The organism is Flavihumibacter petaseus NBRC 106054 (assembly GCF_000974785.1).
GTDB classification, from domain to species: domain Bacteria; phylum Bacteroidota; class Bacteroidia; order Chitinophagales; family Chitinophagaceae; genus Flavihumibacter; species Flavihumibacter petaseus.
This window is the reverse complement of sequence record NZ_BBWV01000003.1, coordinates 26627-52286: the sequence shown is the minus strand read 5'-3', so window position 1 is coordinate 52286 and position 25660 is coordinate 26627. Positions and strand designations below refer to the sequence as shown.

At 49.7% G+C, this 25660-nt stretch carries 30 protein-coding genes; 15 read left to right on the top strand and 15 right to left on the bottom strand.

The features are described from left to right. Nucleotides 1-175: 175 nt before the first annotated feature. The 4 genes from FPE01S_RS15560 to FPE01S_RS15545 form a co-directional block, all read right to left on the bottom strand. A complete protein-coding gene (locus FPE01S_RS15560; protein ID WP_046369998.1) occupies nt 176-1216 on the bottom strand; it encodes a methyltransferase in 1041 nt (346 codons plus the stop codon). A 115-nt stretch (nt 1217-1331) separates the two neighbouring features. Beyond that, nucleotides 1332-1706 (bottom strand): inorganic diphosphatase, encoded by a 375-nt coding sequence (locus FPE01S_RS15555; RefSeq protein ID WP_052955885.1) that lies wholly within the window; start codon nt 1704-1706, stop codon nt 1332-1334. Nucleotides 1707-1771: 65 nt separating this feature from the next. Then, the gene (locus tag FPE01S_RS15550; RefSeq protein ID WP_046369997.1) at nt 1772-2254 is read right to left on the bottom strand and encodes a DUF421 domain-containing protein; all 483 of its coding nucleotides are present in this window, start codon (nt 2252-2254) and stop codon (nt 1772-1774) included. A 271-nt stretch (nt 2255-2525) separates the two neighbouring features. Then, entirely contained in the window at nt 2526-2921 is a 396-nt protein-coding gene (locus FPE01S_RS15545; protein WP_157474058.1) for a hypothetical protein, read from the bottom strand. 242 nt (nt 2922-3163) lie between these two features. Here FPE01S_RS15545 and FPE01S_RS15540 point away from each other — a divergent pair, with 242 nt between their 5' ends. The 3 genes from FPE01S_RS15540 to FPE01S_RS15530 all read left to right on the top strand — a co-directional run bounded on the left by FPE01S_RS15540 (nt 3164) and on the right by FPE01S_RS15530 (nt 4822). Further along, entirely contained in the window at nt 3164-3592 is a 429-nt protein-coding gene (locus tag FPE01S_RS15540) for an SRPBCC family protein (protein WP_046369995.1), read from the top strand. A gap of 4 nt (nt 3593-3596) precedes the next feature. Next, nucleotides 3597-4355 (top strand): NADPH-dependent F420 reductase, encoded by a 759-nt coding sequence (locus tag FPE01S_RS15535; RefSeq protein WP_046369994.1) that lies wholly within the window; start codon nt 3597-3599, stop codon nt 4353-4355. A gap of 140 nt (nt 4356-4495) precedes the next feature. After that, nucleotides 4496-4822 carry an ArsR/SmtB family transcription factor gene (locus tag FPE01S_RS15530; protein ID WP_046369993.1) on the top strand — a complete coding sequence of 109 codons (327 nt, stop codon included), beginning with the start codon at nt 4496-4498 and terminating at the stop codon, nt 4820-4822. A gap of 4 nt (nt 4823-4826) precedes the next feature. On the opposite strand, the gene FPE01S_RS15525 is transcribed toward FPE01S_RS15530, so the two are convergent. After that, nucleotides 4827-5861: a DUF481 domain-containing protein gene (locus FPE01S_RS15525; RefSeq protein WP_052955883.1), complete on the bottom strand. Its 1035-nt coding sequence runs from the start codon at nt 5859-5861 to the stop codon at nt 4827-4829. A gap of 201 nt (nt 5862-6062) precedes the next feature. On the opposite strand from FPE01S_RS15525, the gene FPE01S_RS15520 reads away from it, so the two are divergent. Continuing rightward, a complete protein-coding gene (locus tag FPE01S_RS15520) occupies nt 6063-6887 on the top strand; it encodes a DUF2490 domain-containing protein (RefSeq protein ID WP_083990290.1) in 825 nt (274 codons plus the stop codon). Nucleotides 6888-7003: 116 nt separating this feature from the next. On the opposite strand, the gene FPE01S_RS25920 is transcribed toward FPE01S_RS15520, so the two are convergent. Continuing rightward, a complete protein-coding gene (locus FPE01S_RS25920) occupies nt 7004-7174 on the bottom strand; it encodes a VOC family protein (RefSeq protein WP_157474057.1) in 171 nt (56 codons plus the stop codon). 76 nt (nt 7175-7250) lie between these two features. Between FPE01S_RS25920 and FPE01S_RS15515 the strand changes: the two genes are divergently transcribed. Next, on the top strand, nt 7251-8165 hold the full coding sequence (locus FPE01S_RS15515) for a pirin family protein (protein WP_046369992.1): 915 nt from the start codon (nt 7251-7253) through the stop codon (nt 8163-8165). Here the strand turns inward: FPE01S_RS15515 and FPE01S_RS15510 are convergent. Next, nucleotides 8160-8945, bottom strand: a complete 786-nt coding sequence (locus FPE01S_RS15510; protein WP_052955881.1) for a DUF72 domain-containing protein — start codon at nt 8943-8945, stop codon at nt 8160-8162. The two genes, FPE01S_RS15515 and FPE01S_RS15510, sit on opposite strands and share 6 nt — an antisense overlap. Before the next feature lie 88 nt (nt 8946-9033). On the opposite strand from FPE01S_RS15510, the gene FPE01S_RS15505 reads away from it, so the two are divergent. Continuing rightward, nucleotides 9034-9246, top strand: coding sequence for a hypothetical protein (locus FPE01S_RS15505; RefSeq protein ID WP_046369991.1), 213 nt, complete (start codon nt 9034-9036; stop codon nt 9244-9246). A 184-nt stretch (nt 9247-9430) separates the two neighbouring features. Here FPE01S_RS15505 and FPE01S_RS15500 read toward each other — a convergent pair whose 3' ends face one another. From FPE01S_RS15500 to FPE01S_RS25685, 5 genes are all read right to left on the bottom strand, one after another. Continuing rightward, complete coding sequence (locus FPE01S_RS15500) at nt 9431-10201, bottom strand: alpha/beta hydrolase (protein WP_046369990.1); 771 nt, start codon at nt 10199-10201, stop codon at nt 9431-9433. 557 nt (nt 10202-10758) lie between these two features. Beyond that, nucleotides 10759-11097, bottom strand: coding sequence for a YciI family protein (locus FPE01S_RS15495; RefSeq protein WP_046369989.1), 339 nt, complete (start codon nt 11095-11097; stop codon nt 10759-10761). 216 nt (nt 11098-11313) lie between these two features. Next, nucleotides 11314-11499: a hypothetical protein gene (locus FPE01S_RS15490; protein ID WP_046369988.1), complete on the bottom strand. Its 186-nt coding sequence runs from the start codon at nt 11497-11499 to the stop codon at nt 11314-11316. A 227-nt stretch (nt 11500-11726) separates the two neighbouring features. Beyond that, nucleotides 11727-12485 (bottom strand): SDR family oxidoreductase, encoded by a 759-nt coding sequence (locus tag FPE01S_RS15485; protein ID WP_046369987.1) that lies wholly within the window; start codon nt 12483-12485, stop codon nt 11727-11729. Between the two features lie 174 nt (nt 12486-12659). Beyond that, entirely contained in the window at nt 12660-15269 is a 2610-nt protein-coding gene (locus FPE01S_RS25685) for a sigma-54-dependent Fis family transcriptional regulator (protein WP_052955880.1), read from the bottom strand. A gap of 87 nt (nt 15270-15356) precedes the next feature. Between FPE01S_RS25685 and FPE01S_RS15475 the strand changes: the two genes are divergently transcribed. Further along, entirely contained in the window at nt 15357-16253 is an 897-nt protein-coding gene (locus FPE01S_RS15475) for a dienelactone hydrolase family protein (RefSeq protein ID WP_046369986.1), read from the top strand. Nucleotides 16254-16274: 21 nt separating this feature from the next. Next, nucleotides 16275-17528, top strand: coding sequence for a DUF748 domain-containing protein (locus FPE01S_RS15470; RefSeq protein ID WP_046369985.1), 1254 nt, complete (start codon nt 16275-16277; stop codon nt 17526-17528). Here the strand turns inward: FPE01S_RS15470 and FPE01S_RS15465 are convergent. Further along, nucleotides 17515-18765 (bottom strand): multidrug effflux MFS transporter, encoded by a 1251-nt coding sequence (locus tag FPE01S_RS15465; RefSeq protein ID WP_046369984.1) that lies wholly within the window; start codon nt 18763-18765, stop codon nt 17515-17517. The genes FPE01S_RS15470 and FPE01S_RS15465 overlap by 14 nt on opposite strands. 247 nt (nt 18766-19012) lie before the next feature. Between FPE01S_RS15465 and FPE01S_RS15460 the strand changes: the two genes are divergently transcribed. Further along, on the top strand, nt 19013-19687 hold the full coding sequence (locus tag FPE01S_RS15460) for a sensor histidine kinase (RefSeq protein ID WP_046369983.1): 675 nt from the start codon (nt 19013-19015) through the stop codon (nt 19685-19687). On the opposite strand, the gene FPE01S_RS15455 is transcribed toward FPE01S_RS15460, so the two are convergent. Both FPE01S_RS15455 and FPE01S_RS15450 read right to left on the bottom strand, forming a co-directional pair. Then, nucleotides 19665-20021, bottom strand: a complete 357-nt coding sequence (locus tag FPE01S_RS15455; RefSeq protein WP_052955878.1) for a response regulator — start codon at nt 20019-20021, stop codon at nt 19665-19667. The genes FPE01S_RS15460 and FPE01S_RS15455 overlap by 23 nt on opposite strands. Nucleotides 20022-20031: 10 nt before the next feature. Continuing rightward, complete coding sequence (locus tag FPE01S_RS15450; RefSeq protein WP_046369981.1) at nt 20032-21144, bottom strand: PAS domain-containing protein; 1113 nt, start codon at nt 21142-21144, stop codon at nt 20032-20034. Between the two features lie 273 nt (nt 21145-21417). Between FPE01S_RS15450 and FPE01S_RS15445 the strand changes: the two genes are divergently transcribed. From FPE01S_RS15445 to FPE01S_RS15420, 6 genes are all read left to right on the top strand, one after another. Continuing rightward, nucleotides 21418-21741, top strand: a complete 324-nt coding sequence (locus FPE01S_RS15445; protein ID WP_046369980.1) for an ArsR/SmtB family transcription factor — start codon at nt 21418-21420, stop codon at nt 21739-21741. A 6-nt stretch (nt 21742-21747) separates the two neighbouring features. Beyond that, nucleotides 21748-22215 carry an SRPBCC domain-containing protein gene (locus FPE01S_RS15440; RefSeq protein WP_046369979.1) on the top strand — a complete coding sequence of 156 codons (468 nt, stop codon included), beginning with the start codon at nt 21748-21750 and terminating at the stop codon, nt 22213-22215. A gap of 5 nt (nt 22216-22220) precedes the next feature. Further along, complete coding sequence (locus FPE01S_RS15435) at nt 22221-22631, top strand: DoxX family protein (protein ID WP_046369978.1); 411 nt, start codon at nt 22221-22223, stop codon at nt 22629-22631. Nucleotides 22632-22760: 129 nt separating this feature from the next. Further along, nucleotides 22761-23336, top strand: coding sequence for a DUF4256 domain-containing protein (locus FPE01S_RS15430; protein WP_046369977.1), 576 nt, complete (start codon nt 22761-22763; stop codon nt 23334-23336). Nucleotides 23337-23379: 43 nt separating this feature from the next. Then, complete coding sequence (locus FPE01S_RS15425; RefSeq protein WP_046369976.1) at nt 23380-23910, top strand: DinB family protein; 531 nt, start codon at nt 23380-23382, stop codon at nt 23908-23910. A gap of 132 nt (nt 23911-24042) precedes the next feature. Then, the gene (locus tag FPE01S_RS15420) at nt 24043-25635 is read left to right on the top strand and encodes an arylsulfatase (protein WP_046370632.1); all 1593 of its coding nucleotides are present in this window, start codon (nt 24043-24045) and stop codon (nt 25633-25635) included. Nucleotides 25636-25660: the final 25 nt, after the last annotated feature.

Genomic DNA, 25660 nt, shown 5'->3' with positions numbered 1-25660 from the left:
ATCCGCCGGCTATTCTCCGGGAAACGGAACGCCGGTCAATGATTCACACCAGGCCAGCAACGCCTCCTGCAGGTTAACATCATCAGCCTGGGGATGATGGGCCTGCACTTTGCGGTGAAAAAAATACCTGCCGGTACACCGCCTTTGCACCGCGCTATGCCTGACCGAAGTAAGCTTATTTATAAGCAATGGCCGCACTCGATGGGCCGGTAAGGGGAAGCAGGGCTGTCTTTTTAAAACCGGTCTGTTTTGCCCATTTGTCAAAGTCCGCGAAAGTATAGTCGAAACCGTCTGCTGTTTCAATCAGCATATTCAGGCTCATCATCAGGCCGAACAGGTTTTGTTTCCTGTCGTTGTCGATCACCGCTTCTATGGCGATGAATGCGCCGCCTTCGGGAAGTGCATCATAAGCTTTCCGGAGTAGTAGCAGTTTATTTTCTTCGTTCCAGTCATGCAGGATATTGCCCATGGCGATCACGTCGGCTTTTGGCAACGGTTCGCTGAAGAAATCACCGCTCACCGCCTTCACTTTGTTTGCCGCGCCAAACTTGTCAATGGTCTTAACGGCAATATCTTCAACCTGTTGCATGTCCAGGGTGGTGCATGTCATATCCGGGTTATGTTTTGCCACCATGATGGAGAGCACCCCGGCAGATCCACCGGCATCCAGGAAGGTTTTATAGGGAGAGAAATCAAATTTCTCCGCAAGTGCCATAAAATTACCGATCTGAATTCCGGTCATGGCGCTGACAAAACCCTGTAATCTTTCAGGATCCTTGTATAAGGTTACAAAGAGCGGATCTTCACCACCAGCCACTTCATTCTGGGCAAGCCCCGTTTTTAGTCCCTCGCCCAGCTTGTGCCAGAAACCATACAGGCGGTTGTTGAACATTTCCAGGATACCCCCCATATAGGTCGGTTTCTGCTTATCAAGAAAAGCTTCAGCATCCGGGCTGTTGGAATATTGTGCAGCATCCCAGAAGCCATCCCGTTGTAAAAAGCCCAGTACATGCAGCGCATCGAGAAAATCATACAGGTGCCTGTCGGTACATTTCAAACTGAGGAGGGCCCTGATGGCTTTCGCCGGCATTTTCCCTTCGCGGGCAAGATGGGTGAACAACTCAAATTCAACAGCAGTGAGCAGAATTTTAGCGGGCCAGAAACCTGATCCGATCTGCATGATCTTATCCGGTGAAGGTGGTGTCTGATTATCCATGGAAGGTTTATTTCCGGAAAGGTAAACCAATCAATACCGGAAAACGGGCTTCCTGTTCCGGAAAGGCGATAATGCTGGTCAGACTGGCAAAAGCGCCGAATGAATTGTTGCAACTTTAGTTCTTACCCCGGGAGAGCAGCAAGGAGGCTTTTTTGAGGCGGATTACCTTTTCCGGCTGAAATTTCTTCCCTTCCACTTTGTTGTAGGCCACAAAGAAAAAAATCAGCTGTTCAACGAGTTCGCCAGGAAGATCAGAAATGTCCCTCACCTGCCGGTAAACAAGTGAATTTTCGGGAATAAAAAAATAGCGGTCGTTACGGATGGTCCTGGTCTTTTCCGTCTGCATTGCCTGCAGCAGGCCGATCAGCCGGCAACGCACTCTGCAACCAGGGAAGGTTTTGTGTTCCGAGATCACGAGTGCATCCAGCGGGTCACCATCTTCGCCTTTTGTTCCGGGGATCATACCGAAATCGAAAGGAAAAATCAGCACGGTTATACTTCACAAAAATCCTGCTGCGGATAATATTCCGCAAAATTGCCGGAGAAACTACACAATTATTTTTTTGTAACGCTGACATGTCCGTTTTTTTCGATCGTGATCTCTTTCACTTCCTCAAAGGATTCGCTGTTCAGTTCAAGGCGTACACTTTCGTGGAGGTCATCTTTGCTGATGGCTGATTTCCACATGTTGCGTTCATTCATTTGTCCGTCGCGGTAAAGTGACATATGTTCTCCCTTTACGATTTTCCCGATCCAGGCATGTTTCATGGCCAGCAGGGCGAGTACGCGATGGATGACCACCAGCACGACAGCTGCCGTGACCGTGGCAATAAAAGGCGAAGCGCCGACCACACCTCTTGCGAGGATGGCGCCCAGCATGATGGCGACGATGGAATCGAAGGCAGTTTTCTTCCCGAGGATCCGCATGCCGCCGAGCCGGATGCAGGCCAGTGCAACGAAAAAGGCGATGAAGGCACGAAAGCCCATTTGCAGGGGACTAAGATGTTCTCCGCTGCCCCATAAGATAGAGAGGTCCATGGCAGGTGGTTTGGGTGGAAGAATAAAAATCTGTACCCGGTGTAATTGAAGTGTAGGAGTTTAGCTGGACTGGCCCGGGGCATCCTCCCTGCGATCTTCCGGCCGAAGGCCGGCTGTGTTTTTTTCTCCGGACAACAGCATGTTACAACCGATCGGCACATCAAGTCTTCGCACTTCACTGCGCCTTTGCTCCATTGCGTGCCCTGCGTGAAAAACTCATCGCGCAGCGATGAAAATACAAGCGGGAAAAGGCAACAGTGAAAGCTAAAGATCAATCCCTGCCGTCGCCAAGAAAAAAGGATCGTTCCATGCCCGGCTGCAGGGGTCCGTCGAAGGAAATCACCGGCAACTGATTGCGGGCCGGGATTTCGAGGCTGGTATCCAGTAAAATATTGCTTCCATTGATCAGTCTCAGCCTGATACGCGGTTCAGCCGGCCAGGGCAGGAGATCTGTTTCCCCCTGAAGAAAGCATCCTCCCATTACGCCCCTGTCGCATTCGAATCCAAGCCGCGACTCACGCCAGTCTACCTGTGAAATGATTACTGAATCGCCCTGGTTGCCGAAGCCTGTGATCGTGAGGATTTTTCCGGAACGACTATACCACAGTAAAACAATGACGGCAATAAAGGCAATTACCAGGAAGTATACTTTTTTTGTTGAATTCATACAGGATGATGGCTTACTGATAGGATGCAGGCAGGGAAAGTTTTGCATAATCAGCAGCGGCCAAACTTAAAATTACCGGTAGTTTCCACCTGGCGCATCCGTAGTTTTACGGATTCTGTAAATATCATTCCCGGTATACAGCCACAAAGTACAGCGATGGATGGCGGGAGCTAAAAAATAGTCGAACTATTTTAGGTAACTTAAAAGTTACGCTTATATTTGTAACTTAAAAGTTACCTGTTATGTTTACAATTCAACATGAATGGTTGTACAAGCAGCAGCCCAGGGAAGTGTGGGAATACCTGACACAGGCCGAACTGATCACCCAGTGGTTGATGCCAAACGACTTCAAAGCAGTAGCCGGACACGAATTCCGGTTCCATACGGCACCAATCCCGGAACTGGATATGGATGGCATCTTCTATTGCAGGGTACTTCATATAAAACCCTTTGAAAGCCTGTCCTACAGCTGGAAAGGAGGTCCCGGCAATGGCATCTTTACCATGGACACCCTTTGTGCGTGGACCCTTATTCCTGAAGGCACGGGCACCCGGCTAAAACTTCATCATTCCGGCTTTACGCAGGAAAATCATGAACTCTTTGCCCGCATGACGGAAGGATGGCTGTATCATATCGGGAAAACCTTTTCATTGTCAAGCCCGGTAAAATAATGTTATGAAGATCGGTATCATCGGCGCCGGACAGATTGGCGCAACACTGGCTGCACAATATATCCGGGCGGGACATAACGTGAAAGTCGCCAACGCGCGTAACCAGGCCAGGCTAATGGAAGTGACAGCACTAACTGGTGCAGCGGCAGTCACTTTAATTGATGTAACCATAGGCGTTGATGTGCTCGTTGTCTCCATCCCTTTCCTGGAGATTCCAAATCTGGCTTCCGCGTTGGACGGAATGATTTCACCAGCAACAGTAATCATTGACACCACCAACTATTATCCTATTCGTGATGGTCGCGTCGATGCGGTTGAGGACGGCCTGCCGGAAAGCATATGGGTATCGCAACAGCTATCGCATCGCGTGGTAAAAGCATACAACAGCATTCTGGCCGGATCGCTCGTTAAAGCCGGACGGCCCAATGGTTCCGCCAGCCGCATTGCCCTGCCGGTCTCAGGAGATGACGCTGGTCAAAAACAAAAAGCAATGAGGCTGGTCAACAACAGCGGCTTTGACGCATTTGATGCCGGGTCACTTGGAGCCTCCTGGCGGCAGCAACCGGGAAGCCCGGCCTACTGTACTGACCTGAGCCTTGCAGCGTTGATCAACAATCTTCCACTTGCCCAACGGGAACTATTGCCCGCCCGCAGGGAAACGGCACTGCAGTTTATCCTGCAACAGAACCCTGATCATTGGCTAAGCTGGTATAAAGAATGTGTCGCGAACAACCGCATCATCTTTGAAACACAGCCGGGGTGAACCTGAACTCCTGCCTACGCTAAAGCTACTGCTTGCGCTAAAGCTTCAGCAGTCAAGTACGGCAGGCAAAGCCAACCTTCAAACCTCAAACTTCAAACCTCAAACTTCAAACCTCAAACTTCAAACTTCAAACTTTCTTCATGCCCATCCCCGATCTTGACGTCTTCCAGGTGATCGCTGATCCAAGCAGGCGGCAAATCCTGCATCTGCTGACAAAAGGAAGTCAGAACATCAACGGCCTGTCCGAAAACTTCGACATGAGCAGACCCGCAGTTTCCAAGCATATAAAAATCCTGGAAACTGCTGGTTTCGTCACGATAAGGGAATCCGGCAGGGAACGTTTCTGCGAACTGAATCATCAGGGCTTCGACGATCTCAAAAAATGGATCAGCTATTTTGACCGGTTCTGGAATAACAAGCTGAATAACCTGGAGAACGTGATGAACAAAAAGCGGAAAGCGAACTGACTTTCTATAACGACCATCCCACGGTGAACTGAAATACGAAATCAGTTTCTTTTCCTGCCACCGCCGGCTGGTTATCATAGTTGACCGTTGTTCCGGCGCGGAAGTAGAAATCCTTCCAGAATTCATATTTCGCATCGAAAGAGAAATCGGAACGCCATCTGCCGGATTCAGTTAAAGAGGGATATACGTACCAACTTGACAGCAGGCTGAGATCACCGATATCAAATAGATTCAACTCTGTTCCGGCATAAGCTTCCAGGCTGTTGCGGGCGGGAGTTTCATTGGTAAAGCTTTCATTGTTCACGGACAGGCCGCCGCCAACACCCCAGTAAGATTTATTGGTATGTTTCAACAGCTTGCCACCGCCGATTTTACCGGTGGTCCTTAACCGAAGCGCCTGTTCTGTATTGGAAAGGAAACTCAGCGATGCTCCCAGGTACCAGTCGTGCTGCAGAAAATATTTATAGTTGATGGCAGCATCCGTTCGTTTGGTATCCTCCACGCTATCCTGTTTGGAAAAAAGTGTATTAAAGTTCGCATCCAGCTGCCAGCGGTCAGCCAGGTAACCGACGGCACTGCGCACCGAGAATTGCCGCAGGTTATTGGCTTTGGTAAGGCTCATTCCCACATCAATGCTCGCCTTGGCGCGGCTCCAGAAATCTGATTTCAAGCCCTTGATGAAAACAATATCTTCCAGCGCCACTTCTATGTCCGTCCTGCCAGGATCTGCCGTCACAACCCTGCCGCTGTCAGGCCTGCTTTTCAGATTCCCATTGATCCGCCTGCCATCAGCCAGCGTGATCAGAAACCTCGTATCCGAAAATACCGAGCGGATCTCGGACCATTTGATAGTAAAGTCATTTTTCGAAAAGCTGGTTTCCATGGTCAGTACACCATTATTCAGTGATTTCATTTCACCAACAATGGTGTTGCCATTTTTGAAGATGACCGAGTCTTTCTGTGCCAACAGCAACATTGGCATCAAGACCAGGCAGATCACCATTGGCAATGCCCCGAACAACTGCTTTACCGGCTTCAACAGATTTATTTTTAATACGTAATGAATGTAAGTACCAAAACAATATCAGCCTGTAGTAGTTTTTATCATTTTTTACATGGTGGCACTCCCGATAAGAAGAAGTAGACAACGGCCGAATTTTTTACGGCGAAAGTGGCGGGAAGGCGTGGCGGGAATTGTCATTATCCATTCCTGCTGACTGGCAGGGATGATTCTTAACCAATGACCAGACCTTTTAATGTGTGGCTGCTGGGTTTACCGGCACTCCTGTCGGTGTGCTTCAACCAGACACTCCGCGCACAATCCGCTGCGCCCCCACCCTATACGATGGGATTCATTCCCGCCTCTATCTCTGAGACTGATATTGCCTTTCCGCTTTATGAAAAATGGCATTTGCACGGCCAGGTGGATTTCCAGCTGGTAACCCAGGGCACATACGTGGATCAGAATCCTTTTGCCTATGCGCAGCGGACGGTTATCCGCCCCTGGATCATGTATTCGGGTTTCAGAAATCTCAAACTCTGGCTCGGTTATGCCCACAACAAAAAATATGAGATCAAGGAAGCTGGTAATTATGAAACACTGGAAAGGCGGATCATCGTGATGGGATCCATTGCCCAAAACCTGCCTAAGGGAAGCATGTTTCAGCAGGTAAGGTTTGAAACCAAATTCTTTGACGACAGGGAAGGCGTTCACCAGGCGGTTCCCCGGCTCAGGGCAAGGTTCGGGGTCAACCATTACCTGCGGCAGCACAGCAGCAAACCGATCTTCAAAGCACCGAACATCTCCTACTATACAGAACTGATGCTGAAGTTTGCCGACAAAGACTATGCAGAGGAGCATTTTGACATTTTCCGCCTATCCGTCTATTACAGTGCGGGCATCAACCATAACCTTCATTTCCTGGCTGGTATGATCGGTCAGATGCAACTGCGTACCAACGGCACCCAGTTCGATGTCTATTACGGACCGATGATTTCCCTGCGCTACAGTATTAATAAAAAAGAACGGGAGACATTTGACAATGTCGACGCCTCCGCCGATTAATCAATTCACTAAACATTACAACGATAAAGAACGGCACATTGCGAGAAGCAAATTCAGCAGCGAGCGCATCCGGGTCAGGCGTGTGCAGGTAAGCATCCCATCTTGCAATGCCCTGCTTAATGTCGCGCGGCACCACCGCGTTCAACGATGCCAAAGAAAATATCATCATCTGAAGGTCCCTGGAAAGTCACCTCGAACCCAAGCCGGTCGCGGTAAAATTCCAGCGCAACAGGAACATTCCTGACGATGAAGAAGGGTACAATGCAGGATATGGCGGCTCTGGACATGAAGGCGCTGAAAATGGCAACAAAATTATGATTTTGGCTCGTATTTTCGATGCAGCGACAGCTAAATAACCTGCCCATGCTCGACCTTGTAATTGAAGCCCGGAGCGCAGCCTTAAGTGCCGCCATCACGGTCAAACGCATCCTTCCTTTCCGTTTGCGCAGGATGGTAGGCCCTTTTATTTTCATGGACCATGCAGGGCCGATCTCGGATCTGCCCGTCACCCCTTCTGCACTTGATGTTTTGCCGCATCCCCATATAGGTCTCTCTACTGTAAGTTATCTGTTCGGCGGCAGGGTCACGCACCGTGACAGCCTTGGTGTTGAACAGGTGATCCGGCCGGGAGAAGTAAACTGGATGACTGCCGGCAGGGGCATTGCCCATTCGGAAAGATTTGAAGACCCCGCCGCGCTGTCAGGCGGTCTCGAAATGATCCAGACCTGGGTCGCCTTACCGGAAAAGGATGAAGAAGCCGCCCCTTCCTTTAACAATTACAAACCAGAACAACTTCCCGTGTTTACCGACAAGGGTGTGTGGATGCGCCTCATCGCAGGCGATGCCTATGGCTTAAAAAGCAGTGTGCAGACAAATTCCCCCTTATTTTACCTGCATGTCAACCTCGGGGCGGGTGCGGTATTCGGACTCCCGAAAGAACACTCAGAAAGAGGATTGTATATCGTTAAAGGAAGTGTTGAAGTAGCCGGCATTACGTATGAAGCCGGCAAGATGCTGGTATTCACCAAAGGGGTGGATCCGCTGCTGATCGCTAAAGAACCGGCTACACTGATGATGCTGGGGGGCGAGCCGCTGGGAGAAAGATTTATCTGGTGGAATTTCGTGTCATCCCGCCGGGAGCGCATAGAACAGGCAAAGGAGGATTGGAAACAGGGCCGCATCATCCTGCCCCCGAATGATAACCACGAATTTGTACCCCTGCCGGATGATAAGTCCAGGCCCGCAGGCAATCCTCCCAAACCGGAACCCTTGTCATAAATTTTCAGCCGGACCACCATCAACCATAGTCCGCAATTGCCGCGCATTGTCGAACGCATTTCCGATCGTATTGTTGAAATAAGCGAACACATCTTTCCCGGCTGCCAGCCACCGGGCGATCAATGCTGCTTTCTCTTCGAGGAACAGGTTGGTGTAACTGTCGCGGTAATCGCCGTTCGGACCATGGAAACGCAGGTAAACAAAACCAGCCTTCAGGCGGGAGATTGTTTCCACTGCATTCATATTGGAAGACTTCGGAATATCCTGCAACACCATGGTTGCATTGAAGTGGTTCAGCAACTCAATCGTTTCGCCCGTGTACCACCTGTCGTGACGGAACTCCACGGCCTTCCGCCAGGCGCCATCGGGATCGTTTTCTTCCACTTCGTACAGGATGGATTCTACCTGGTCAAAATAGTCCAGGGTGATTTTTCCCGGGAACTGGATCAGCAGGGAACCCTTTTTTTCCCCCAGCCCCGCAGCAGCGGTCATAAAGGGTTCCAGTAAACCAAAATCGCCTTCCAGCTCCTTACTATGGGTAATGGCTTTACTGAGCTTGATCGTGAAGCTGAAATTTTCCCCGACATCATCTGCCCATTTCCGGGTGGTGGAAGGCAACGGCGTTTTATAAAAAGTACTGTTCACTTCCACGCTGTTGAACAGGGAACTGTAGTAATGGAGGCGGCTCTTCGCCTGGAAAGCCGGGGGAAACGTGTTCTTGTTTCCCGGCACGACTATATTGCTGGTACCGATCCAGGCCGTTCCTTTCTGTTGCATCATTTGCGACATACTTGATTCATGTGCAGGTACCTGCGAATGGCATGCCTGGGGTATATTTCTTGCATGGTTTGTCTATAAAACCGTTGTTATGGAAAACGAAACATCCCGTGATCCCATGGTTCATACGGCAAATGTCAAAAAAGAATTCCGTCTGCTGGTCGATCACCTGCGCAGGGATATTCAAAAGCTGGATGACCCGAAAGCCAAAGCGCTTTTTGAAACTTCAGCAGAAGTGATCTCCGGTCTGGAAAAAGCATTCACCGACTATGAGGAAAAAAATGAAACGGCCTGGAAATATTAGCCAGAGCTTCCTGTTCAGAACAGGATGGAATATACCGGAAGAGCATGCACCGCCATGGTAGCGCTGAACAGGAATCGCAGCAAGATAAGATTGCAGCCCTCCATAAAACGGTTGTTGATGAGGCAACTACCATTGATGGACAGCCATGGGTGGCAGGAAACGCCACCCTTACCGTGAAATTTATTTATAATTTTTCGTACCAGTCGAGAATAAAGTCCGCCACTTTTTCCCAACCCGGCTCCCCGCAGATGAAATGGCTTTTCCCTTCAAAGACCTTCAGGTCGACCCGGCTGCCAGGATCAGCATATTTACCGGCAAGTGTTTTGGTGAGGGATGGTGGAAAGATATTGTCGCTGCCACCGCCGATGAACAGAAGGGGCGCGTGCGGCTTATTGAAATCAATATTGGAAAAGCTATTGAGCACCAGTTCACGGCTAACTTTATAACTTTCCGGAACAGCGAAGCGGTCAAATGCAGGGCCCCGCTCCTGTTCGGGAAGGGTATTGAAAAAACATTTGTCGTACCAGGCCCGGCTGCCCATGAAAAAAGGTTTGCCAGACAGGAATCCGAACGCTGGCAGCACTGCCTTCAAAGTTGTAAAGGGTGGAAATACATTTTTGGGCGGGGCACCGTCAATGCTTACAGCGGCTGAGGCTTTTCCCAATTCCAGCAATTTCATGGAAGCCATCCCCGCCATGGAGTGGCCGATGATCAGCGGTTTCTCAGGAAGGCTGTCGATCAGTCGGACAAGATTATTAACGACATCTACAAAACCGGTTTTTACAAGATCCGGGTGCACGTTCTGACGAAGTGCCGCAGGATCACCATCGTGCCCGGGATTAGCCGGGGTGTGAACGGTATAGCCTTTCTGCTCATAATGTGACTTCCAGGCTGCCCAGCTTTTGTTGTTCACAAAATTGCCATGGATCAGTACGATCGTTTTCGATGTTGCCATAATTATTGCTTTATAGGTTTGGGTTGATGACTTGAAACACCGTAAACAAAAGTTGAGCGTTTTACAAAGGGGCGGGCGTTTTCGAATGTAGAAATAAAATCGCATAGTCCATGCAGGTAGCAGGGTATATCCTGGTGCCGGGTGGAAAATGAGGATGTGAACGTGGGTGACAACAGGTGAAAAAGGTTTGAGGTTTGAGGTCTGGGGTTTGGTCTTGCCTACCGAAGCTTCAGCGTAGGTAGGGGTTGGGAAAGAACTATCCTCTCTTTCAAAATAAACCATTTTGTAAAACTGAGCGAAATGAGCCACCAGTCTATGTTTCACGAACGTATGCGTTGTATCCGCATAAAATAATTCATTGATAAACGGGTTTCCGGTGGCAGATACCTGGGCCCTGATCAGGATTTTTCCCGGGTCGGCTTCCGGAGGGGTGTCCGGTATTCATGCAATTTCCGTTTATAAATGCCTAAGTTTTTGAAATGCAGTCTGGTGGCTCATTTCGCTCAGTTTTACAAATTGCCTCTTTTCAAAAAAAAGCAGCACCCTCTTTGTAGCTTTTAAACCGCCATGCGCACTTCAACCACTGCGCCATATTGGATAATCGGGCAACCGCTCGCGATGGCAACAGCTTCGTCGTAGTCCCTGGCCTTGATGAGAAAAAACCAGCTCAGCGACATTGTACTTTCAGCATAGGGACCCTCCCGTACAATATCAGGCCTGCTGATGACCCGTCCGCCTGAATCCCAGTTCTTGGGCGGATATATAAGTTTGCCTTCTGCAGCGATATCGTCGACCCATTCCACGTACGGTTTGAAAGCATCTTCAATCTGCCGTTGAGAGGGACTGGCATGTTCGCTGATCATATCACGGTGGATCAGGATGATGAATTCGTTCATAACAGAAAAGTTGGAGGTAATAAACCGATCAGTTGTACAGGGCCTGGGTCGCTTCGAGAATGATGTCCACCACTTTAACGAGGTTGGCGGGCACCATCTGGTCATCAAGCCCGATAATGCTCCAGGAAGGCTTGTTTTTCCAGGCGGCCTTTGAAATTTTGGTAACCGTTGCTTTTGCCGCCCATGGAACCTGGGTGGCAAATGCTACCGATATAATTATTCATTTTGAAAATCAGTGACGGTAAAAATGTATTCGAGTGGTTGCTCGATCATGCGGATAGCATCGTCGAGATATTCACCACCCTCGGTAATGTCGTGTTCCGCCGGTTCGTAATGCACTTCAGTTCCGGTTGCCTGAAGTACTGTATGAGTCGCTGACGGACTAATAAAAAAAGGTTTCATAATGTTATGTTTGAGGATTAGAGAAGAAGAACACAATGTGGTAGAAATGATCTGCAAACTGCTGACTTGCCGTGTTGTTGACCGGTTTTCGTAAGGATCATACGCCGGCGTGGGGATACCCTCGTGCACGAACAGGTGGAAAGTGCACTCCCGTTACAACCGCCTCGGCAAACTGTCACCCGTCGTCTTCGTTTCACCAGGTGGCAGATCATCTTTAGCAGTAATACCTACGCAACGGGCTGAGCCTGCCTGCTCCACCACGATTCAAAATTCAGTGCACCCAATGATGCCTCACCGGCAGGCACCAGTGAAGTGTGCGATATGCCGCCGCCGAAATATTCCGGTTTTCCGTTGGGTTCCACCTTCCGCGGATCATTTGTATGCCGGAGATAACGGGCTACCACATCAAAAAGTTCAAACCTTTCCGGACCGGCGATCTCCACCCTGCCATTGAGCGGTGTGCCCAATGCAAACCCTGTAACAAAAGCAGCTACATCTTCAGCTGCAATGGGCTGGAAACTCACGTCTGACAGGTGAACGGTATTGCCTTCCGTAGCCTGGTTGGCAATCCCTGCCAGGAATTCGAAAAACTGGGTGCTGCGGATAATGGTATAGGGCACCCCGGATTGCACGATGAGATCTTCCTGTGCTTTCTTAGCCCGCATGTACCCAAGGTTCTGCATGATATCCACGCCAACGATGGACAAAGCAAGATGGTGTTTAACACCGGCATTGATCTCTGCGGCCAGCAGGTTACGCCCTGACGTCTGGAAAAACTCCATAACCGCCTTGTCTTCAAAAGAAGGAGAATTGGCAAGGTCGATCACGATGTCAGTGTTCTGCAAAGCCTCCGCCAGCCCCTCGCCCGTAAGGGTGTTGATGCCGGTAGCAGGAGAAGCAGCGATAACCTGGTGACCTTCCTGGCGGAGGCGGGCCACTACTTTTGTTCCGATGAGGCCGGAACCGCCGATGACTACGATTTTCATAACTGATGTTTTGCGATGATGTTGTTTGGTCCCTGTAAGACCAACCCAATGCCAAAACACCAATTGCCTGATTGTCAATCGCGTTCCCGGAAATGCACTATAGATTACTCACTTTATTTCGTGAAATCACGGCAAGCCTCACGAAATAAAGTGACAATCCGGGAAGAAACAATGTCAGACGACATAATCCCGCTTTTCGATCCCCAGTTTTTTCATTTTAGAATGCAGGGTGTTACCGGGAACTTTCAATACTTCGGCTGCACTGCCGGTACCGGAGATCTTTCCCGCACACCGTTTTAGCGTTTCGATGATATAATCCCTTTCCACTTCATCGAGGGAACGGTTCAGTAAGATCGCTGCATTCTGACGGGAAGCGTCTGTTGATGGCGGAATATAAACTTCATCGAGAATACCATCCGTAGCCAGCAGGATACTGCGTTCGACAAGGTGTTCCAGCTCCCTTACATTTCCCGGCCAGGTATAGCTGCGCAATTGCTGCAGCAGCCGCGGTGTCACTTTTTTGATCTTGCGTCCCGCATTTCTGCTGTACTTCTGTACAAAGAACTGGGTGAGCGGTTCAATATCCGCCGCACGATCGCGTAAGGGTGGCAGTAAGATCGGAAATACATTGAGCCGGAAATACAGGTCAGCGCGGAATCGTCCGGCCCTGACTTCTTCTTCAAGGTTGCGGTTGGTTGCAGCGATCAGCCGCACATTCAGTTTGATCAGCTGTTTTCCGCCCAGCCGTTCCAGCTCACGCTCCTGGATCACCCGCAATAATTTTGCCTGCGCTTCCAGGGGAAGCTCCCCGATCTCATCCAGGAATATGGAACTGTTATTGGCCAGTTCAAACTTACCGATCCGCCGTTCTATAGCGCCGGTAAATGCGCCTCGTTCATGCCCGAATAGTTCACTCTCAATCAGGTTAGCAGGCATTGCAGCACAATTGACTTTCACCATCAGTTTATCCTTCCTGGGCGAAGCGTTGTGGATGGCCCTTGCGATCAGCTCCTTTCCTGTTCCCGTTTCTCCCAGCACCAGTACGGTGGAGGTGGAATCCGCCACGAGCGACATGAGCCGGTAAACCTTCTGCATTTCTTCGCCATTGCCGATAATCTCGGAAAAATTGTAGATCGTTTTGATCTGTTCCTTCAGGTAGTCGTTTTCTACTTCCAGCTGTTTTTTGTAGGCGAGCAGTTTTTCATTGGCCTGTATATTCGAAATGGCCACTGCGATCTGCGCGCAAATGCCTTTCAGGATCAGCTGGCTCAACCGGTTGGCAAGCAACCAGATCGTCCCGATATTTTTATCTCCCACCCGCAGCGGGAGTCCATATACATTTTTCAACCCGGTTGAGCTCCAGAGTTTCGCATAATCACTCCCGCTTTTCAGCTCTTCTTCAATATTGAACATTACGCCGTCACTGCTGGCAAGTACCTGCGCCGTGTGCGGTTGATGAACAGTCACTTCCCCATGCACCATTTTCTCAAAATGTTCCGGTGTATTGGCAAAAAGAGAACTGTCATACATGTAAGGTGAAAGGTGAATGCCATCATCATCTATCACCCGCAACATGGCAAGTTTGGTATGAATGGTCCTGTCCAGCACTTTGAAAATAGCATCCTGCAGGTCCTGCCTGGTTCTTGCCTGGGTGATATCACTGCTGAAATCCAGCAGGAAGGCCTGTTCATCCTGCTTTCTGGTCACCATGTCATTGGCCATGATATTGGCCATGGCAATCGAGATTTGCGAGCAGACGCCCTGTAACAAAGGAATATTGATCTCGTCAATATCAAGAAATAGAATGCCAAGGTTCGTTTCCCCGTTGCGGAGACGGATACCGACAATATCAGTGAATCCCAATGTTTTCCAATATTGGAGATAGGCGGACCGTATCCCGCGGCTGATCTCGCGGTCAACATTGAACAACATCGGGATATTGCTGTTGAGTACCCTGTCCTGCAAACCATCACTGATGGGATATGCTGAATTCTCCAGCGCCCTCAGGATCTTCGGATCGGGTTTATTGGTAAGTTCATATACATACGGGCTCATCGTTGCATTGTCCTCATTGATCCTCCTGATCACAAAACCGTTCCGGGGACGCAGCTTGCCTAAAGCAGCCCGAACCGTCAGCGCCAGGTCTTCTTTGGTTCTGACAGCTGCAATATTGTTGCTGAATTCCAGGAGAAAAGATTTCTCCCCCTCCTTATTCTGCAATTCCTCATTCTTGATAATGTTGGATACAGCACTTGACAACTGCGGCGCCATGGCTTTGATCATGCTGCGGAACGCCGGGGTAAAACTATCTGGCTTATCCGTATAGATGTGCACAAATCCCATGGGCCTTCCCTCCTTCATCAGGCAGGTCATCAGGATCTCCCGTACGCCCTTTTCATAATTGACGCGCAGAAAAGGCGGACTCAGCGGTTGGTCCATGATGTCTGCCAGGAAAAACGAAATGGGTCCCTCTGACTTCAGTACAGCCTGGATAAAAGGTTCATTGAGCGAAAAATGAGCATGAACCATTTCCTTGTAACGGGTATGGTTTCGGATAGGAGATCCGTCGTTATCGAGCAGAAAAGGCGTGTAGGTTTCGTCCTTGTAGTCGATCAGGGTAACGATCGTGTGGGTAAAGTAAAAAATACCCTTGATGCGTTTCTTAAAAAGGGTGATCAGGTCATTTTTATCCCTGATCCTTGTGATATCATCACTTAATGCCAGCAGCATTTCTCCCTGCTGTTGTAAGGAAAGGTTTGATTTGTCGTCCGATGTCTTCTTCATCAGTTTGCCTGCAGTAAGTCTTTAAAGGTAGTCCATAAAAACTTTCGGTAGATTTAGGGACAATTATTTCCCGATAAAATCTTCAGTATGCAGTCGCTTAAAAAAGAAGACCTGAGCCAGGAGGTATTCGACCTCTATGACGACTATGCCCATGACCGTATTACGCGGCGTGATTTTGCTCAGAAGCTTTCGCTGTATGCCGTGGGTGGAATTACCCTGCCGGCACTGATGAGTTTTCTCATGCCCGATTACAAGGATGCCATCCAGGTGCATTCAGGTGATCCGAGGGTGGATGAACGTACAATCAGCTATGAATCACCAAAAGGCGGCGGTTCAATAAAGGCATTGCTGTGCATGCCTGCGGGAAACAAAAAGAAACTCGGCGGTATTGTGGTAGTGCATGAAAATCGCGGACTCAACCCGCATATTGCCGATGTCGCCAGGAGGGCTGCACTGGCTGGGTTCATCAGCCTCGCACCTGATGCACTGAGCCCATTGGGCGGCTATCCCGGGAACGACGATGCAGGACGGGAACTGCAGTCGAAACGCGACCGCAATGAAATGCTGGAAGATTTTATCGCCGCAGCAGACAACCTCAGGCACCAGGAATATTGCAACGGCAAAGTCGGCGTGGTGGGATTCTGTTTCGGGGGATGGATTGCTAACATGATGGCCGTCCGCATTCCCGACCTGGCTGCGGCAGTTCCCTTTTATGGCGGTCAGCCGCCCGCATCAGATGTGCCGCAGATCAAAGCTCCGCTATTACTTCATTATGCAGCACTTGACACCCGCGTGAATGAAGGATGGCCGGCCTATGAAGCGGCCCTGAAAGCCAGTCATAAGGAATATACAGCCTATATGTATCCCAATGCCAATCATGGTTTTCACAACGACACGACGCCGCGGTTCGACAAAGACGCTGCAGCGCTGGCGTGGCAGCGGACCATTGACTTTTTTAAGGCAAAGCTGGATACCCGGGCATGACATTGGCATAGCCCGGGGTAAATGGCTTTGACAAAAACCAGGAAAGTTGTCTATATCTCACTGGGGATTTTACTCATCGGTCTCGTTGTGCTGCGCATCCTTTTGCCCGGGATCCTCTTACGTTATGTAAACCGCCAGCTTACCCGTATTGATGGCTACACCGGTCACGTGGAAGATATTGACGTAGCGCTGTTCAGGGGTGCCTATACCATTGATTCCATCCGCCTCGACAAAAAATCCGGCAAGATCCCGGTTCCTTTTTTCAGCGCACATGAAATAGATATATCCATCGAATGGCGGGCGCTTTTTAATGGGAAAATTGTAGCGGAAATTGAAGCTGACCGGCCCAAACTGAATTTCGTGAAAGGGCCGACGGAAGCCACTTCGCAAACCGATATTGATAAAGACTGGACAGACGTGGTGGACAAACTGATGCCATTTAAACTGAACCATTTCCAGGTAAACAACGGCGAAGTGCACTACCGCGATTTCCACAGCAGCCCGAAGGTGGATGTCCTGGCGCAGCATATTGAGATCTCCGCCCGCAACCTGTCAAACGCCAAAAGGGATAAAGATGCCCTTCCCTCCCCTGTCACCGCCACTGCCGACGTTTACGACGGGAAAGTTACCGTCAACATGAAAATGAATGCGCTGGCAAAGCAGCCCACATTTGACCTGAATACCCGCATGACCACACTATCGCTGGTGAAGTTGAATGATTTCCTGAAAGCCTACGGCAATTTTGATGTGGAAAAAGGAACGATCAGCCTGTACACTGAGGCGGCAGCAAAAGACGGACGGATCAGCGGTTATACCAAACCGGTGATCAAAGACCTGAAAGTAGTGAACTGGAAAGAGGACAAAGAGAATCCTGCAAAGCTGGTGTGGGAATCAATCGTGGAAGGTGTGGCGTGGGTATTGAACAACAAGAAAGAAGACCAGATTGCTACGAGAGCAAAATTTGAAGGCAATATCAAAGATCCTGATGTCAATGCCTGGGTGATCGTGGGACAACTACTGAGGAATGCGTTCATTGAAGCACTTTACCCATCGCTTGAAAATAGCGTTAATATCAATTCGGTGGGTAAGCAGGATGAGAAGAAAACTTTCCTGCAGGAAATCTTTGATAAGGATCGGAAAGAAAATAACGCCCCCGACGATAAAAAGAAATCGAAAAAAGAACTCCGGAAAGAACGGCGTAAAGAAAAACGAGAGGAACGCGAAAAGCGCAGGGAGGAGCGAAAAAAAGAAAATACTGCATCTAAAAATCAGTGATGGTTTCCACTTCCTCCTGCAGCACCAGTTCTTTGGCAGCACGGCGCGATGCGCGCCGCTGGCCGGAACTGAAAATGATAAATGCAACAAGGGCGCAACTGCACATCACGGCAGTCATCGGCAGGGCCGATTGATGTTCGAGCACGCTAACCAGGGCGGATGCGCTGGCACCGATCGACATCTGGATCGTGCCGATCAGCGCCGAAGCATTTCCCGCCTGGTTGCCCATCGGCGCAAGCGCCAGTGCCGTCGCATTCGGGAAAATGAAGCCCTGGCAGGCCAGGAAAAAGAAAATGAGGACCATCACCAGGTAAAGATTGTCCCAGGCCAGAACAACGCTTAAAACCATCAGCAGGCCGATTACCGTCTGGGATAATGAGGCAAACCGGATCACCTGTTCATTGGAGAATTTCCGTAACGCCAGATTATTGGCCTGGCTGGCGCTGATCAGTCCTGCTGCAATGATGGCAAAGATCCAGCCGAACTGCTGCCGGTTCACACCATGCAGTATCATGAACACATAGGGTGATCCGCTCACATACGCATAAAGTCCTCCGTAGGAGACTGAACCCGCAACGGCATAGACCTGAAACTGCGGATCTTTCAGGATAGCCGTAAAATGCCGCAGGATCGGGACCGGTGCCAGCGAAAAAGCGGGGTCAGGCGCTTTGCTCTCCGGCAGGATAAAATAAGTACCCGCCAGGATAAGCAACACCACAACAATGAGGGCAACGAATACATATCGCCATCCCAGTGCTGTTGTGATAAAACCGCCGAATGCCGGTGCAAGGATGGGCGAAACAGATACCACCAGCACGAGCAGAGAAAAGATCCGTGCATTGTCCTTTACGGAAAATAAATCGCGTACCATCGCCCTGGCAGCAACCATACCAACACAACCGCCGATAGCCTGGAAAAAACGGAACCAGATCAGCATTTCCGGAGACCTGGAAAGGGCACAACCGCTGGCTGCCAGGAAATACAGGCACAGTCCTGCATAAAGCGGCCGCTTTCTCCCGTATCGTTCGAGCAGCGGACCATACAGTAATTGTCCTGCTGAAATGCCGATAAAAAAACTGGACAGGGATAAAGATATTTCAGCAACAGTTGTGCGCAGATCGGCAGCAATTTCTGGGAAAGCAGGCAGGTACATGTCGATCGACAACGGGCCAATCGCGGTAAGCAGCCCCATTACCAGGATGACTGACCAGTGCTGTGCGGATTTTTCTTTGATCATTGGGTGTCTATTCGTGGTTAACCATCATGCCAGAATGCTGTTTTTGTGCCAGTTGTGGAAAGATAAAATTGTTTTAAATTTTTCACTATTTATAAACAAGTTGTCCTACCTTAGAACCACCCCTGCTATTATTTCTTCCAGCATTTCCAATGATGATTCGATGGACAAGTATCTGAGGATGCTTTCCGGAATTCCACTATCCTGACTTCACAGCAACGCTGAAGCCTTTACCATCTAAAAAGGAATAATGAACGCAACACAACAACAGCCGATACCGGTTGATGAACAGATCAAAGTGATCGTTCACGAGATCAGGAATCCACTCCAGGCCATTGACCTGGCAACACAGATGTTATCAGGAGCTCCCGGCAGGGACGATCAGAATCCCTCCTATTTTGACATCATCAAAAGAAATGTCAAAAAGATCGAGGAACTGCTGAAAGAGATTTTGCAGGCTGAAACGCCTGCACCGGAAAGTTTTGCGCCGGTAAATATCAGTGCCTTGATCGACGACTGCCTGCTGCAGATCAAGGACAGGCTTGATCTGAACAAAATAACTGTGTTCCGGCATTACGCCAGTGACCTTATGATCAATGGTTCCGGTGAACAGTTTAAGCTTGTGCTGACCAATCTTTTCACCAATGCCATTGAAGCCAAACAGGATTCGGGCAGTGTGATCTGGGTGGCTGCTTTCCCATCAGAAAGCACCATCAAACTGGTGGTGAAAGATAATGGCAGGGGCATGGACGCGAACACGCTTGTCCACATGGGTGATCCCAATTTTACCACCAAATCCTCCGGGCTCGGAAGAGGCATGTGTAATGTGAAACAGATCCTTAAAGCACATGGCGCTACTTTTGCGGTGAACAGCGATCCGGGACTCGGCACTACGATCGTGATTACGTTTTCATGTATTTACTGACAGCTTCCCGCAAAGTTTTGATACTATAGGGTTTTTCAATGAATGCTGCAGCGCCTGCATCGATGGCAAGTTGCTCTACGTGCGGACTTGCAGACATAATGATCACCGGTACATCCTGTGTCCTTTCCTGTTTTTTCAGGTGTTCGCAAAGGCTTACCCCGTCTACTCCCGGCAATTGTTTGTCGATCAGGAATATATCCGGAACGTTAAACTGGCCACGCAGAATCGCTGCCGCATCAGGATAGATTGTAACCAGGCAACCCTGCTGCTCAAGTATAAGATGGGCAGAGTCTCTTATCGCGTCGTCGTCATCAACAATAATTATCTTTTTCACTGTTATCGCTTTAAACCGGAAAAAAACAATGAACGATCATTTTATTTCCGGCGATCCTTTCCAGGTGCAGTGCCCCCTTGTGCAGCGTCATGATCTTTCCGGCAATCGTCAGGGCAATGGCCGGTCCGTTAACGGGCTGTTCTGCCTGAAATGAATTGACTTGCTCTACATCACTGAATGCAGTACTGTTGTGGGTAATGGAAAGCCGCACTTCGCCCTGCCGTTCCGTACCGTCAAGCTGCCGGGGGGGTGCCATCATTTTTGTTTCTATATGGATATGTGGTGAACTCCTTGCTGAAAAGTGAATCATGTTGCGCAGGAGTTGCTGCAATAACAACTCCAGCTGTTTTTCGTGTGCCCGGATGGGCAACAGGTCTCCCGTAGTAAGCAATGTACCAGTTTCCTGCAGCTTCCGGTTAAACTGTTCCGCCAATGCAGCAACCAGTTCTTCCAGGTTAACACAGCGCTCCGGTACATCCGCGATCGTGATCTGGGAAAGTGCCACAATGTCGTCTATCAACAGGCTCATCCGGTTCAGGGAAGACTGTATCCGCCGGAAGGATGCTTTTCCGTAATTGCTCATGGCAGAAGCTTCCTGGCGCATCAAGCCTTCCATGAGGGTATAGATGTCGCGGATCGGCCCCCTGATATCATGTGTTGCAAGATGGGTCAGCTGTGCTACTTCCTTTCCGGCAAGGTGCAGTTGCCGGAGCCGGTCCTCCAGTGCTGCATTGACACGTTGCAGTTCCTGTTCCTTTACCAGCCGGTGTGCCACGTCATGTATCAATAACATAGTGCCCAGGAAAACACCATCTGCCTGAAGCGGTATAATATGAATTTCTACGTGGCGCCTGTGCTGCAATCCAGGATCGGGGGCAAGGAAACTTTTCAGGCCAGACCGCGAATGCTGCAGGGCAATCATCAGATCGCTGTCATTTTTAATGCCCGGCAATACCTGGAAAAGCATGAAGCCTACAGCCTGGTCTTGGGAAGCGCCAAGCAGGCGCGCTGCTGCAGTATTCCAGGCAACAACAATATTTTCAGTATTGATGGCTACCATTCCATCGATGCTGAATTCCATCAGCAACGAATGAGGTAAAAAAGGAACACTTTCGGTTTTCATAACTTTCAATAAAATAACAGCATCCCCCCTCGTACCTGGGAGGCAACAGCGTAAGGGACCACAAAAAGAGACGGAACAGGAAGGCATCAGGTGCCTTGGCTATCAGAATATGTAGGTACTCCCTTTCAGAAAAAGAGGTAACCGAAGGTAACATATATTCCCCGTAATGGTCCGGGAAAAACGGGCACTATTTTGAGGCGCTCAGGTTAGCTTTCAAGATTTTTTTGCGTAGTTAAATAACTACACATACATTTGTAGTCAAATAGCTACATTATGAATTTACGAAGAGATGTCTTCCAGGCTATTGCAGACCCTACCCGGAGGGCGATCCTGTTGCTGGTGGCATCACACGCCATGACAGCCGGTGCAATCGCCGCAAATTTTGATACCGCCCGGCCAACAGTGTCCAAACACCTTCAGATCCTGACAGAATGCGAATTACTGGAACAGGAGCAGCAGGGGCGGGAAATCTATTATCACCTTAACCCGAACAAGATGAAAGAGATCGCAGACTTCCTGGAGCCGTTCCGCAATCTTTGGGACGACCGGTTCAACAAACTCGAGTCCATCATGAAAAAATACAAAACCAAAAAATAGCCGGACATGGAAAGAAAGACAAAACTCAAGGCTGAAGAAGGCAGGCAGGATATCGTGATCACGCGGGAATTTGACCTGCCTTTAGAACTCCTCTTCAGGGCCTATTCCGAAGCGGAGATCGTCGAGCAGTGGATGACCACCAAAGTATTGAAGCTTGACAACAGGGCCCATGGCGGCTGGCAGTTCGAAACCAAAGACCCCCAGGGCAATGTGGTATTCAGGGCCAACGGAACCATTCATGAATTCACCCCGGAGAAACGCATTACCCGCACGTTTGAAATGGAAAACACCGGTTTCCCGGTACAGCTGGAGTTTCTCGATTTTGAAGCCCTTTCTGATGATACCAGCAAACTCACCATGCAGATCGTGTATCGCTCCGCGGAAGACAGGAACAGGATGCTGAAACTGCCCTTTGCCGCAGGCATGAACAAGGCGCATGACCGCCTCCAGGAAGTCGTAAACGCTTTAAAATAACTACCATGAACAAACGAAACAAAATCATCTATTGGATTGCCACATTATGGCTCAGCCTGGGAATGGTTGCAACAGGCATCGTACAACTGTTCAAAATGAACCAGGAAGGTTCGGTAGCCCCACCCGGTGCCGACGGTATCGGTTTGCTTGGTTACCCGCTTTACCTGCTGACCATCCTGGGTATCTGGAAACTCCTGGGAGTTGTAGCATTGTTGTTGCCCCGTTTTCCGCTGCTCAAGGAATGGGCTTACGCAGGATTTTTCTTCCTCACTACAGGAGCCATCTTTTCGCATATCGCTATTGGGAACCCGGTAAAAGACATTTTCCCTTCCCTGCTGTTACTGGTGCTTACTTGTCTCTCCTGGTATTTCCGGCCGGCTGACAGGAAGGTGGAAGTGAGTACGCTTGGAGTTTGAGGTCTGTGGTTTGTGGTTTGAAGTTAGGCTTCGCCTGCTGTACTCGACTGCTGAAGCTTTAGCGCAAGCAGTAGCTTTAGCGAAGGCAGGTTTGAGTAGCACCATTTAAATAATGTCAACCTATTCATCATGAGTAAGAATATCATATCCAAAAAGAAATTGTCTCCAGCAGCACAGGCTGAATTGCTCAGTACGCTTAAAGCAAGGTTTGAGAAAAATCCCAAACGTCATCCGGGCATCAGCTGGAGCACCGTTCTGGCTAAACTGGAGGCACAGCCGGAAAAACTCTGGTCGCTGGAACAGATGGAAGCCAGTGGTGGTGAACCAGACGTGGTGGGGCAGGACAAAAAAACAGGAGAGATCCTTTTCTATGATTGCGCAGCCGAAAGTCCCAAAGGCCGCAGAAGTATTTGTTTTGACATCGCGGCGCTTGAATCACGGAAAGAACATAAGCCCGAAAATGCAGCCCTGGCACTGGCCGAAGAAATGGGGATTGCCATGCTTAGCGAAGAAGAATACCGTTACCTGCAGTCCCTGGGAAATTTCGACACCAAAACTTCCAGCTGGGTGCAAACGCCGGAGGCCATCCGTAAACTGGGTGGTGCCCTGTTCTGCGACCGCCGTTACAACCATGTATTTACCTATCATAACGGTGCCGAGTCCTATTATGCAGCGCGGGGTTTTCGCGGCGCACTGAAAGTCTGAATTCCTTTTTTTCGTACCTTCTGTTATCCAAAATAAACCAAACATGAAACGCAAACATTTTTTGCTGTCATTGCTATTGCTGGTGACATTGTCTCCTTTTTGCCAGAGCCAGGTAACGGTTGATGATTGGGTAAAGGAATGGGAAAGGGCAAAAGCCTTTACAAAGGAATACCTGGATGCCATGCCGGACGACAAATATTCACTGAAACCAACGCCGGAAATGCGTTCCTTCGCCGACCAGATGCTGCACCTTGCAGACGCCAACTATGCGTTCGGGTCTTCAGCAACCGGTGAAAAAAGTCCCGTGGAACCCGGCGGATCTGAAAAGGCTACGGACAAATCCAAAGCCAATGTGACCAAACTGGTGATGGACAGTTATGATTTCATGATCAGCAGCATCAAAAAAATGAACCCTGCGCAAATGGGCGAACAGATCAAAATGTTTGGCCGTTTTGATATGACCAAAGGTCAGGCTATTGCCAAAGCATTTGAACACCAGACCCACCATCGCGGCCAGGCGACCGTATATATCCGCCTCGCCGGCGCCAAGCCCCCACAGGAGAAACTGTTTTAATTGTACCGGAATATTTTTGCAACCCCCTGCGCCTCAGGGGGTTCTTTTTATGTTACCGCATTTAATAAAAAATCTTCCCGGAAATGGTTGTTTGAACTGGTGAGGCTTGTCCTGTTCAAAATCAGAACCAACATGACAACGCTACACTTTAACCGGCAAAAGGCAGGCTGGGTGACTTTGCTGCTGTTGCTGGTTGCCATCTCCGGTTTCGGCCAGAAAAAACCCAATATCCTCGTGATTATGGGGGACGATATCGGCTGGTTTAACCCCAGTTGTTTCAACCGGGGCATGATGGGCTTCAGAACACCCAATATCGACCGCATCGCGAGTGAAGGGGCCATGTTCACCAGCTGGTACGCACAGCAAAGCTGCACTGCCGGCCGCGCGGCATTTATTACCGGCCAATCCCCGATCCGCACCGGCCTCACAAAGGTGGGCATGCCTGGGGCAGATGTCGGCCTGAGCGCCAAAGACCCTTCCATTGCAGAATTTCTAAAAGCCCTGGGTTACTCCACCGGCCAGTTCGGCAAGAATCACCTGGGAGATAAAAATGAATTCCTGCCCACAGTACATGGGTTCGATGAATTCTTCGGCAACCTCTATCACCTGAATGCCGAAGAAGAACCGGAAGATCCGGATTACCCCAAAGACCCCAATTACAAAAAACTATTCGGCCCCAGGGGTGTACTCCGTTGTAAGGCGACTACAGTTGATGATGCGACCGTACAGGGACCGTTTGGCAAGATCGGTAAACAAAAAATTGAAGATACCGGCCCCCTTACCAAAAAGCGGATGGAGACAATCGACACCGAATTCACCGATGCCGCACTTGATTTTATGGACCGGCAATCCAAAACCGACAAGCCTTTCTTCTGCTATTTCAATTCCACCCGTATGCACATCTTCACCCACCTGAGCCCCGCCTATGAAGGCAAAACCGGGTTCGGCCTCCAGGGCGACGGCATGACGGAACTGGATGACAATGTCGGCAAACTGCTGAAAAAACTGGATGACCTTGGTATCAGCAACAATACTATCGTTGTGTTCACTACGGATAATGGCGCCGAGATGATGAGCTGGCCCGATGGCGGCAGCACACCTTTCAGGGGTGAAAAAGCAACCAACTGGGAAGGCGGTTACCGCGTACCCACGGTCATCCGCTGGCCCGGCGTGATCAAGCCCGGCACCCTGGTGAATGATATCTGTGCGCACGAGGACTTTATCCCGACATTCTGTGCCGCTGCCGGACAAACCGATGTCGTGAACAAGACCCTTGCCGGCTATGCCGCTGGTGGCAAAACATTTAAAGTGCACCTGGATGGTTATAACCTCCTGCCTTTTCTCAAGGGGGATGTCAAAGAATCACCCCGCAAGGAATTTGTGTACTGGAGTGACGATGGCGACCTGTTCGCCCTGCGATACGGACGCTGGAAACTGGCCTTCATCGAGCAATACGAAACAGGCCTGTCGATCTGGGACAGGGATTATACCAAATTGAGAGCGCCCATGATCTACGACCTCTATATGGATCCTTTTGAAAGGGGACCCCAATCTTCCTGGTATCCTGACTGGAAGGCAAAGCACATCTACCTGCTGTATGGTGCTACCGCATATGTAGCGAAATGGCTGTCAACTTTCCGGGAATATCCGCCCAGGCAAAAACCTGCCAGCTTCAACCTTGACGAGGTGATGCGAAAGATGACGGAAAAACCGGGTGGAAACTGATCAACTGCTTTTATAAGCAGAAGAC